General features: G+C 67.5%; 10 protein-coding genes. 9 read left to right on the top strand and 1 reads right to left on the bottom strand.

Features of this window, described 5'->3' with window-relative positions; all coding sequences use genetic code 11:
- Positions 1–29: 29 nt before the first annotated feature.
- Positions 30–2,093 carry a 3-hydroxyacyl-CoA dehydrogenase NAD-binding domain-containing protein gene (locus O0J73_RS19110; RefSeq protein ID WP_308309388.1) on the bottom strand — a complete coding sequence of 688 codons (2,064 nt, stop codon included), beginning with the start codon at positions 2,091–2,093 and terminating at the stop codon, positions 30–32.
- Between the two features lie 235 nt (positions 2,094–2,328).
- Here O0J73_RS19110 and rpoE point away from each other — a divergent pair, with 235 nt between their 5' ends.
- From rpoE to recO, 9 genes are all read left to right on the top strand, one after another.
- A complete protein-coding gene (gene rpoE, locus O0J73_RS19105) occupies positions 2,329–2,949 on the top strand; it encodes an RNA polymerase sigma factor RpoE (protein WP_308309387.1) in 621 nt (206 codons plus the stop codon).
- Between the two features lie 8 nt (positions 2,950–2,957).
- Positions 2,958–3,839, top strand: a complete 882-nt coding sequence (locus tag O0J73_RS19100; RefSeq protein ID WP_308309389.1) for a sigma-E factor negative regulatory protein — start codon at positions 2,958–2,960, stop codon at positions 3,837–3,839.
- Positions 3,840–3,913: 74 nt separating this feature from the next.
- Positions 3,914–5,449: a DegQ family serine endoprotease gene (locus O0J73_RS19095; protein ID WP_197564753.1), complete on the top strand. Its 1,536-nt coding sequence runs from the start codon at positions 3,914–3,916 to the stop codon at positions 5,447–5,449.
- Between the two features lie 180 nt (positions 5,450–5,629).
- Entirely contained in the window at positions 5,630–7,423 is a 1,794-nt protein-coding gene (lepA, locus tag O0J73_RS19090) for a translation elongation factor 4 (protein WP_040007303.1), read from the top strand.
- A gap of 54 nt (positions 7,424–7,477) precedes the next feature.
- The gene (gene lepB / locus O0J73_RS19085; RefSeq protein ID WP_006462474.1) at positions 7,478–8,272 is read left to right on the top strand and encodes a signal peptidase I; all 795 of its coding nucleotides are present in this window, start codon (positions 7,478–7,480) and stop codon (positions 8,270–8,272) included.
- 52 nt (positions 8,273–8,324) lie between these two features.
- The gene (locus O0J73_RS19080) at positions 8,325–8,708 is read left to right on the top strand and encodes a DUF4845 domain-containing protein (protein WP_006462472.1); all 384 of its coding nucleotides are present in this window, start codon (positions 8,325–8,327) and stop codon (positions 8,706–8,708) included.
- Positions 8,698–9,378: a ribonuclease III gene (gene rnc, locus O0J73_RS19075; RefSeq protein WP_008267764.1), complete on the top strand. Its 681-nt coding sequence runs from the start codon at positions 8,698–8,700 to the stop codon at positions 9,376–9,378. The genes O0J73_RS19080 and rnc overlap by 11 nt, the downstream gene beginning before the upstream one ends.
- The gene (gene era, locus O0J73_RS19070) at positions 9,375–10,271 is read left to right on the top strand and encodes a GTPase Era (RefSeq protein WP_005410599.1); all 897 of its coding nucleotides are present in this window, start codon (positions 9,375–9,377) and stop codon (positions 10,269–10,271) included. Before rnc ends, era begins: the two co-directional genes overlap by 4 nt.
- Positions 10,272–10,289: 18 nt before the next feature.
- Positions 10,290–11,009 carry a DNA repair protein RecO gene (recO, locus tag O0J73_RS19065; RefSeq protein ID WP_197564754.1) on the top strand — a complete coding sequence of 240 codons (720 nt, stop codon included), beginning with the start codon at positions 10,290–10,292 and terminating at the stop codon, positions 11,007–11,009.
- The last annotated feature ends 159 nt before the right edge of the window (positions 11,010–11,168 follow it).

The following is an 11,168-nucleotide window of genomic DNA, read 5'->3' as shown; positions in this document are numbered from 1 at the left end:
GTGCCGGGCCGCAGCCCCGGCCGATCAACTCACACCACCGGTTCGCGCAGGGCGGGGTTGTCCCAGCCCGGGCGCGGGGCGAAACGATCGCCATGGCGCTGCTGCAACGCCTTCAGCCGCTCGACGATCGCATCGGCACCCACCGCACGGATGTGCTGGATCGGACCGCCGCGGAACGGTGCGAAACCGGTACCGAAGATCACGCCGGCATCCAGCAGGTCCGCATCGGCCACCACGCCTTCGTGCAGGCAGGCCACTGCTTCGTTCAGCAGCGGCAGGATCAGGCGGTCTTCCAGGTCGGCCGGGGCCTGGTAATCGCTGGCTACGTCCGGCTTCTTCGGCTTGCCGTTCTCCCAGGTGTAGATGCCCTGGCCATCCTTCTTGCCGCGCTTGTCCGGTTCCACCGTCTGCAGCGCAGCCGGAATCTGCAGGCCGAGGAACGGCGCCAGTTCACGGCCGACACCGGCGGCCACGTCCAGGCCAACGGTGTCGATCAGTTCGATCGGGCCCATCGGCATGCCGAACTTCACCGCGGCCTTGTCGATCACCGGGCCCGGAATGCCTTCGGCATACGCGGTGGCCGCTTCCAGCATGTACGGGAACAGCACGCGGTTGACCAGGAAGCCCGGGCTGCCGGCCACCGGCACCGGGAATTTGCCCAGTGCCTTGCAGAACGCGGCCAGGCGGCGCTCGGTCTCCGGCGCCATGCCGTCGTGATGGATGATTTCCACCAGCGGCATCTGCGCCACCGGGTTGAAGTAGTGCAGGCCGGCGAACTGCGCCGGGCGCTGGATGTGGTCGCGCAGTTCCACCAGCGGAATCGAGGAGGTGTTGGTGGTCAGCAACGCGTCGTGCTTCATCTTCGGCTCCAGCGTCTGGTACAGCGCACGCTTGGCCTCCGGGTTCTCGATGATGGCCTCGATCACCAGATCGGCCTCGGCCACGCCGTGGCCGTCCAGGTCGGCACGCAGGCGCGCGGCCACCGCCGGGCGCTTGCTGTCGTCGCGCACCTTCTTGGCGAACAGTGCCTGCGCACGCTCCATGGCCGGGTCGATGAAGCGCTGCTCGCGGTCCTGCAGGGTCACTTCGAAGCCCTTGTAGGCGGCCCACGCAGCGATGTCGCCGCCCATCACGCCGGCGCCGACCACGTGCACGTGGCGGATGCCGGAATCGCCGCCGCCCAGGCCCTTCAGGCGCTCGGTCAGGAAGAAGATGCGGATCAGGTTGCGCGCGGTCGGCGTGCTGGCCAGCTTCACCACGGCGCGGCGTTCGGCATCCAGGCGCGCCTGGATCGGCTTGCCGCCGCTGCGCTGCCAGGTGCTGATCAGCGCGTACGGCGCCGGGTACTGGTCCTTCTTCGCCTTGCGCGCGACCTGCTTGACCATCTGCGGCGCCAGCAGCTGGCGTGCCGGCCAGGTATTGGTGGCCCAGGCCAGCGCACGCTGCTTGAACGGACGGGTGGTGCCGGACAGCGCCAGCGCGACGGCGGTGTCGAGCACGACCGCCGGGGCCACCACCTTGTCGACCAGGCCGATACCGCGTGCCGCCGAGGCCGACAGGGTACGGCCGGTCAGCATCATGTCCATCGCCGCCGGGGCGCCCACCAGCTGCGGCAGGCGCGCGCTGCCGCCCCAGCCCGGGAAGATGCCCAGCTGGGTTTCCGGCAGGCCGATGCGGGTGCTGGTGTCATTGGAGGCCACGCGGTAGCGGCAGGCCAGCGCCAGCTCGGTACCGCCGCCCAGGCAGTGGCCGTGGATGGCCGCCACGGTCGGGCAGGGCAGCTCGGCCAGCTTCTGGTAGGTGGCCTGGCCGCGGCGGATCGCATCGTTGACGGTGCCGCGGCGGTCGAATTCCTGGAATTCCTTCAGGTCCGCGCCAGCGATGAAGCCGGCCTTCTTCAGCGACTGGATCACCACGCCCTTCGGCGGGTCCAGCGCGATGCGCTCAAGCAGGTCGCCCAGTTCCAGCAGCACGTCCTGCGACATCGCGTTGACGCTGCTGTCCTGACGATCCAGGGAGAGAACCACCACGCCGTCGTCGCGGATCTCGGGGTGCCAGTGGCTGAAGCGGAGACCATCGAAGCCTGAAAGCATGGACGTTCCATCCGGTTGTGTATGGAGAAGCGGCTATGATCCAGAGGTTGTTTCCCCCGCGTCAAATCCCAATAGCAGGGGAGTGGCGACCCCGGATCCATGGCCGTGGACCGGGACGCTAACGGAACGGTGGTTAAAAGCTGGTGCGGCGCCAGGTGATCGGCGACTGAACTTTTCCCGGGATTGGCAGTCTCATTGCCCGACGTCGGTTGGGCTGACAGGAGTGCGGCCCCTCATGGCCGAGGTTGATACACCACAGGATCTGGATCTGGAACTGGTCCGGCGTGTGCAGCGCGGTGAGAGCGCGGCGTTCGATGTCCTGGTGCGCAAGTACCAGCATCGGGTCGTGGCCCTCGTCGGTCGCTACATCGCCGACTGGAGCGAATGTCAGGACGTCGCCCAGGACACTTTCATCCGTGCGTACCGCGCGATCGGAAGTTTCCGTGGTGATGCCCAGTTCTCAACCTGGTTGCATCGAATCGCCGTGAATACCGCCAAAAACTACCTGGCTTCACACAATCGACGGCCGCCGACCGATGACATCGACATCGGCGACGCCGAACAGTTCGACAGCGGCACGCGCCTGCGCGACACCGACACGCCCGAACGCGAGTTGATGCGCCAGGAGCTGGAACAGACGGTGATGAAGGCCGTCAACGCGCTGCCGGAGGAACTCCGGTTGGCGATCACCCTGCGCGAGGTGGAAGGCCTGAGCTACGAGGATATCGCGCAGAAGATGGGGTGCCCGATCGGCACCGTGCGTTCACGGATCTTCCGGGCGCGCGAGGCGATCGACACCGAACTCCGGCCGCTGTTGGACATCGGCAGCGCCACCCGTGAGAAGAGCCGCGTATGACCAGCAATCTGACCAGTAATCCGTTCAACGAATCGCAGAACCATCAATCCCCTGCCGGGCAGCGCCTGGACCAGCGCCACCGCGAACAGCTGTCGGCCCTGGTCGACGGCGAGCTGGGCGCCGATGAAGCGCGCTTCCTGTTGCGCCGCATGGAGCATGATCCGGAGCTGGCGGGTTGCCAGGAACGCTGGCAGCTGCTGGGCGACGTGATGCGCGGGCAGGCCCCGGCGCTGGCCCCGGCCGGCTTCAGTGCCGCCGTGTCCGCTGCCATCGCCGCCGAACCGGCACCGCAGGCCGAGCCGCGCCGCCAGGCGCGTCGCAGCGGTTGGCGGGCCTGGGGCGGTGGTGCCGCATTGGCCGCCTCGGTCGCTGCCGTGGCCCTGTTCATGGGCGGCGAGAAGCTGCAGGAGGCCGCCCCCGGCGAGCCGCTGGCACCGCAGGTGATCGCCAGCCAGGCTGAACTGGCGCCTGCGCCGAGCGGCCAGTCGCCGGTCACCGAGGCGTCGGTGGATACCGCTGCTATGGCCGTGGCGGCTGCGCCGGCGGTGGCAATGGCCGCCGCCAGCCGCCGCCAGGACAGCCGTCGCGCCAGCGCGACCCGCAGCCAGCAGGCCGCGCGCATCGCCCAGCGTGATGACAGCCCGCAGCGAGCGGTGGCCTCCGTGCAGGCGCCGCTGACCCCGACGGTGCCGGCCAACGCCAGCCGCAACCTGCCGTTTGGCGAGGTGGGAGCACTGCAGGCGCGGCCGTGGCCCCGCTCCAGCCTGGCCCCCGCTGGCGGTGGCGCGCTCAATGCCAGCTTCCCGGCCCACGCCGGTGGTGCTGCGTTCTACCCGTTCGAGCCGCGCCTGCAGGATGACCTGCCGGTGCCGCCGCGCCCGCGCGACTGAGCCGGGCGCTTTCACGCCCCGCCGTCGGCGGGGCCCATATTCCTCTTTCCACCCGATCCGGAGGTTGCCGTCCGATGACTCCCCGACTCCGCACGCAGGCCATCGGCCTGTTGGCCCTGACCCTTCCCTTGATGGCCTGCGCACAGGCGCCGGCGCCTGTGGCGCAGACCCAGCCCGCGCCGGCCGCGGCGCCGCGGGCGCCCGCGCAGCCGCTGGTCACCGGCCTGCCTGACTTCACCCACCTGGTCGAACAGGTCGGGCCGGGCGTGGTCAACGTCGACACCACCATCGTGCGCAACAACCGCCAGGCCTCGCGGGGCCCGATGGGTGGCGACGATGACATGCCCGAGTTCTTCCGCCGCTTCTTCGGCCCGGACTTCCCGATGCCGGGGCAGGGCCCGGGTGGGCAGGATGGCGGTCCCAGCATCAAGGGCCGCGGCATGGGCTCGGGATTCATCATCTCGCCCGACGGTTATGTGCTGACCAATTACCACGTGGTGGCCGATGCCAGCGAGGTGAAGGTGAAGCTGGGCGACAGCCGCGAGTTCAACGCCAAGGTGGTGGGCAGCGACCAGCAGTACGACGTGGCCCTGCTGAAGATCGACGGCAAGAACCTGCCGACCGTGCGCGTGGGGGATTCCAACACCCTGAAGCCGGGCCAGTGGGTTGTCGCGATCGGCTCGCCGTTCGGTCTCGATCACTCGGTCACCGCGGGCATCGTCAGTGCGCTGGGCCGCAGCACCGGTGGCGCCGACCAGCGCTACGTACCGTTCATCCAGACCGACGTGGCGATCAACCAGGGCAACTCCGGCGGCCCGCTGCTGAACACCCGCGGCGAAGTGGTCGGCATCAACTCGCAGATCTTCTCCGCCTCCGGCGGCTACATGGGCATCAGCTTCGCGATCCCGATCGACCTGGCGATGAGCGCGGTCGAGCAGATCAAGAAGAGTGGCAAGGTCACCCGTGGCCAGCTGGGCGCGGTGGTCGAACCGATCGATTCGCTGAAGGCCCAGGGCCTGGGCCTGCCGGATAGCCGCGGTGCACTGGTCAACCAGATCGTGCCCGGCAGTGCGGCCGAAAAGGCCGGCGTGCAGATCGGCGACGTGGTGCGCTCGGTCAACGGCAGCCCGGTCAACAGCTGGTCGGACCTGCCGCCGCTGATCGGTGCGATGGCGCCGGGCAGCCGGGTCACCCTCGGCGTGATCCGCGATGGCAAGCCGCGCGACCTCAGCGCAACGCTCACCGCGCTCAGTGAAGATGGCCAGGGCAGTGCCCGCGCCGCCGCCACGGCCAAGCCCGATGCGGCGCCGCAGGCCGGGGCCAATGCCCTGCTGGGCTTGGACGTCAGCGACCTGACCGCGCCGCAGCGCAAGCAGTTCGGCCTGGACGGCAACGAGGGCGTGCGCATCACCGGGGTCAAGGGCCAGGCGGCGCGTGATGCCGGCCTGTCTCCGGGCATGGTGATCCTGCAGGTCGGGCGCACCGCGGTTGGCAGCGTGGATGGCCTCAACCGCGCGCTGTCCAGCTACAAGAAGGACGATGTGGTGATGCTGCTGGTGCGTACCGGCAACGGCAACAGCGCGTTCGTGGCGGTGAAGGCAGGCCAGTAAGGCCTGCCCGGGCCGCTGCGGCGGCGGCTGCCATCTGCCCCGCAGCCCCCCCCCGGCGGGGCTTCGGCCGTTCCGGGCCGGCCCGACGAGGCGGTTTTCGCGGCGAGGCGCCGGGCATGCGATAATCGACCGTTACCCTGACGACGCCGCGCGCCGCCGCCACCTATGTCTTCTGATTCGATGCGGAACATCCGCAACTTCTCCATCATTGCCCATGTCGACCACGGCAAGTCCACGCTGGCCGACCGCATCATCCAGCTCTGCGGTGGCCTGCAGGCCCGTGAGATGGAAGCGCAGGTGCTCGACTCCAACCCGATCGAGCGCGAGCGTGGCATCACGATCAAGGCGCAGTCGGTGTCGCTGCCGTACCTGGCCAAGGACGGGCAGACCTACCACCTGAATTTCATCGATACCCCGGGCCACGTCGACTTCTCCTATGAAGTCAGCCGCTCGCTGGCCGCCTGCGAGGGCGCGCTGCTGGTCGTCGATGCCGCCCAGGGCGTGGAAGCGCAGTCGGTGGCCAACTGCTACACCGCGGTGGAGCAGGGCCTGGAAGTGGTGCCGGTGATCAACAAGATCGACCTGCCCACCGCCGACATCGAACGCGCCAAGGCCGAAATCGAGGCCGTGATCGGCATCGACGCCTCCGACGCCGTGCCGGTCAGCGCCAAGACCGGCCTGAACGTGCAGGACGTGCTGGAAGCGATCGTGCACCGCATCCCGCCGCCGACGCCGCGCGACACCGAGAAGCTGCAGGCGCTGATCATCGACTCGTGGTTCGACAACTACCTGGGCGTGGTCTCGCTGGTGCGCGTGATGCAGGGCGAGATCAAGCCCGGCGACAAGCTGCAGGTGATGTCCACCGGCCGCAACCACCAGGTCGACAACGTCGGCGTGTTCACGCCGAAGCGCAAGGTGCTGCCGGCGCTGCGTGCCGGTGAAGTGGGCTGGGTCACCGCCAGCATCAAGGACGTGCACGGCGCGCCGGTCGGCGACACCCTGACCCTGGCCGGCGACCCGGCGCCGAAGCCGCTGCCGGGCTTCCAGGAAATGCAGCCGCGCGTGTTCGCTGGCCTGTTCCCGGTCGATGCCGAGGATTACCCGGACCTGCGCGAAGCGCTGGACAAGCTGCGCCTGAACGATGCCGCGCTGCGTTTCGAGCCGGAAAGCTCCGAGGCGATGGGCTTCGGCTTCCGCTGCGGCTTCCTCGGCATGCTGCACATGGAGATCGTGCAGGAGCGCCTGGAGCGCGAATACAACCTGGACCTGATCAGCACCGCGCCGACGGTGGTGTATGAGGTGCTGAAGACCGATGGCTCGATCATCAACATGGACAACCCGGCCAAGCTGCCGCCGGTGAACCAGGTCGAGGAGATCCGCGAGCCGATCATCCGTGCCAACGTGCTCACCCCCGAGGAGTACATCGGCAACATCATCAAGCTGTGCGAGGAAAAGCGCGGCAGCCAGATCGGCATCAACTACCTGGGCAGCCAGGTGCAGATCAGCTACGAGCTGCCGATGGCCGAAGTGGTGCTGGACTTCTTCGACAAGCTGAAGTCGGTCAGCCGTGGCTATGCCTCGCTGGACTACCACTTCGTGCGTTTCGACGCCGGCCCGTTCGTGCGTGTGGACGTGCTGATCAACGGCGACAAGGTCGATGCGTTGTCGCTGATCGTGCACCGCAGCCATGCCGATCGCCGCGGCCGCGAGCTGTGCGAGAAGATGAAGGACCTGATCCCGCGCCAGATGTTCGACGTGGCCATCCAGGCCGCGGTCGGCTCGCAGATCATCGCCCGTACCACGGTCAAGGCCATGCGCAAGAACGTGCTGGCCAAGTGCTATGGTGGCGACGTTTCGCGCAAGAAGAAGCTTCTGGAAAAGCAGAAGGAAGGCAAGAAGCGCATGAAGCAGGTCGGCCGCGTGGAAATCCCGCAGGAAGCGTTCCTGGCCGTGCTGCAGATGGACAACAAGTAAGCCCGCACCGGCCCCTGCGGGCCGGTCGTCTGGTGACGTTGCAAAGGACCCTGAATGAAACTGTTTGAGATCCTCCTGGTCGTGCTGACCCTGGCCTCGGGCCTGATCCTGCTCGCGGACAAGCTGTACCTCGCCAAGCGCCGCGCCCAGCGCGCGGGCCTGCTCGATTCCGAGCCGGTGCTGGTGGACTACTCGCGTGCGTTCTTCCCGGTGCTGGCGATCGTGCTGATCGTGCGCAGCTTCATCGCCGAGCCGTACAAGATCCCGTCCAGCTCGATGATGCCGAACCTGCTGATCGGCGACTTCATCCTGGTCAACAAGTTCTCCTACGGCCTGCGCCTGCCGATCAGCAACACCAAGATCGTGCCGTTCGGCGAGCCGTCGCGCGGCGACGTGGTGGTGTTCCACTTCCCCGGCCACAGCGACAACGACCCGGCCAAGGGCGAGAACTTCATCAAGCGCGTGATCGGCGTGCCGGGTGACACCATCGTCTTCGAAGGCGACGGCGTGATCCTCAACGGCGAGCCGCTGAAGTACGACAACAAGGGCATCTATGCCGGCCACAAGGGCCAGGGCGAGGGCGCCAACCTGCTGGTCGAGCACCTGCCGGGCCGCACCCACACCGTGCTGGAGACCGACTATCCGCGTGGCCAGGGCCAGTGGACCGTGCCGGCCGGCAAGTACCTGGTGATGGGCGACAACCGTGACAACAGCGACGATGGCCGTTTCTGGGGCCTGCTGCCGGAGGAAAACCTGCGCGGCAAGGCCTTCCTGATCTGGCTGAACTGCCAGGGCTGGTTCTGCAAGGATGGCTTCGAGCCGTCGCGGATCGGCTCGAGCATCAACTGATCGGGCATCAACCGAGTATTTTCACATCCAACGCGTATCTGGGGAGAACGCAATGAAGACGATGAACACGCAGCGCGGCATGACCCTGACCTCGTTCCTGACGGTCCTGATCGTGGTTGGCTTCTTCCTCTACATCGGCATGAAGCTGTTCCCGATGTACCAGGAGTACTACGCGGTGCGCTCGGCGATGAAGAGCCTGGCCAACGAGCCGGGCGTGGGCAACATGGAACCGGCCCGCATCCAGGACCTGTTCTTCAAGCGCCTGTACATCAACTACTCGGACAACGTGAAGCCGGCCAATGTGAAGTTCGATCGTCGCGACAACGGCTGGACCCTCAAGGTCAACTACGAAGTACGTCGTCCGCTGATCGGCAACCTCGATGTGGTTGGCAATTTTGATTCTTCCCAGGACCTGACACGAAGCGGTGCCCAGTAAATTCATCCAACGTGGCGACCTGATCGGTCATCCCTTCCGCGATGCGGCCCTGCTCAAGCAGGCGCTGACCCATCGCAGTGCGGGTGCGCCCCACAACGAGCGCCTGGAGTTCCTCGGCGACAGCATCGTCAACATGATGGCGGCCGAGGCGTTGTACCGGCGCTGGCCCAAGGCCGACGAAGGCGCGATGACCCGTGCCCGCGCCGAGCTGGTGCGTGAAGGCGCGCTGGCGGTGATCGGGCGCAGCCTGGAGCTGGGCGAGCGGCTGACGCTGGGCCCTGGCGAAATGAAGTCCGGCGGTCATCGCCGCGACTCGATCCTGGCCGATGCGGTGGAAGCCGTGGTGGCCGCGATCTACCTGGATGCCGGCTTCGAGGCCTGCCGGGCGGTGGTACTGCCCTGGTTCAGCGCTTCGATCGAGGCACTGCCGGCCTCCGGCCGGCCCGAGAAGGACCCCAAGACCCGCCTGCAGGAATGGCTGCAGGCCCGGCAGAAGGCGTTGCCGCAGTACGAACTGGTGTCAGAATCCGGTGACGACCACGCCAAACACTTCCGGGTACGCTGCAACGTAGCTGACCCGGCCGCCAGCACCGAGGGCGAAGGCGCCTCGCGGCGGCTTGCCGAACAACAGGCGGCTGCGGCCGTCCTAGAACAACTGGATTCCAAGTGAGCGAACAAACTCCCCATCATTGCGGCAGCGTGGCCGTCATCGGCCGCCCGAACGTGGGCAAGTCGACCCTGACCAATGCCCTGGTCGGCGCCAAGGTCAGCATCGTCTCCAACCGCCCACAGACCACGCGCCATCGCCTGCTGGGCATCGCCACGTATCCGGAAGGCCAGCTGGTGCTGGTTGATACTCCCGGCCTGCACAAGGTGCAGAAGCGGGCGATGAACCGGGTGATGAACCGCGCCGCGCGTGGCTCGCTGGAAGGCGTCGACGCCGGCCTGCTGGTGATCGAAGCCGGGCGCTGGGACGAAGAAGACAGCCTGGCCTTCAACGTGCTGCGCGATGCCGGCATCCCGGTGGTGCTGGTGGTCAACAAGATCGATCGCCTGAAGGAAAAGGGCGCGCTGCTGCCGTTCCTGCAGCAGGTGACCGAAGGCCGCGATTTCGCCGCCGTGCACCCGATCTCCGCGCAGAAGCGCAATGGCCTGGAAGCGCTGGTGCGCGACGTGCTGAAGCTGCTGCCGGAAGCCCCGCCGATGTTCGGCGAGGACGAGATCACCGACCGCAGCCAGCGTTTCCTGGCTGGCGAACTGGTGCGCGAGCAACTGATGCGCCAGCTCGGCGAAGAACTGCCGTACGCCACCACGGTGGAGATCGAGCGCTTCACCGAAGACGGCAACCTGCTGCGCATCGGTGCGGTGATCTGGGTCGAGCGCGAAGGCCAGAAGGCCATCGTGATCGGCAAGGGCGGTGCGCGCCTGAAGGAGATCGGTGCCAAGTCCCGCCTGCAGATGGAGCGCCTGTTCGGGGCCAAGGTATTCCTGGAAACCTGGGTGCGCGTGCGTGAAGGCTGGTCCGATGACGAGGCCGCGCTGAAGGCCTTCGGCTACGAGTAAGCCGACCCGGTCGCTTCGATGATGATCGAGGACGACACCGGCTTCGTGCTGCATGCACGGGCCTATCGCGAGACCAGCCTGCTGGTCGAGGTATTGAGCGCGCAGCATGGCCGCATCGGCCTGCTCGCGCGCGGTGTTTCAACGGCGAAGGGGCAGGTGCTGCGCGCCGCCCTGCAGCCGTTGCAGTGGATCCGTTTCAGTGCCCAGCAGCGCGGCGAGCTGGCGCAGCTGCGCGCTGCGGAGGCACTGGATGCCGCGCCGCGATTGGTTGGCCAGGCAATGCTGGCTGGTTTCTACCTGAGTGAACTGACCCTGCGCCTGGCGCCACGCCAGGACCCGTTGCCGGAGCTGTACCTCGCCTACGGTGAAGCGCGCGCGCGGCTGGCGGTGGGCGCGGGTCTGGCCTGGACGTTGCGCCGCTTCGAACGCGAGCTGCTGTCCGCGCTGGGCCTGGGTTTCGAACTGGACAGCGCCAGCGACGGCCAGCCGATCGACCCGGCTGCACGCTATGCATTGGACCCGCAGGAAGGGCCGCAACGGTTGCTGAGCGAGCGTGGCGGCGAGCGCCAGGCGGCGGCCACGGGCTCGGCGCTGCTGGCACTCGCGGCCGATGAAGAGCCTGACGCGGCCGACCTGGCCAGCCTACGCCTGCCGATGCGGCGGGTACTGGCCCATCATCTGGGGGCGCGAGGCCTGAAGTCCTGGGAACTGCTCGAGCAGCTCGCCCCCAGGCGTTGAGAGGTGTCCGGCAGGGCTTGCAGCCCTGCACCCGCCGAGGCCAAGGCAACAGCAACAGCAACAGCAACAGCGTGCATTCGGTGGGATGGCGGGGTGGGTCCGGTTGCGGGGGCCGCTGCAAGTACGTCCATGTAAGCTCGGTCGCCGCATCCATGCGGC

It is taken from the genome of Stenotrophomonas sp. Sm6012 (assembly GCF_030985895.1).
GTDB lineage: Bacteria > Pseudomonadota > Gammaproteobacteria > Xanthomonadales > Xanthomonadaceae > Stenotrophomonas > Stenotrophomonas forensis.
Note: the sequence above shows the minus strand (reverse complement) of the source record. Positions and strands in the feature narration are given on the sequence as shown.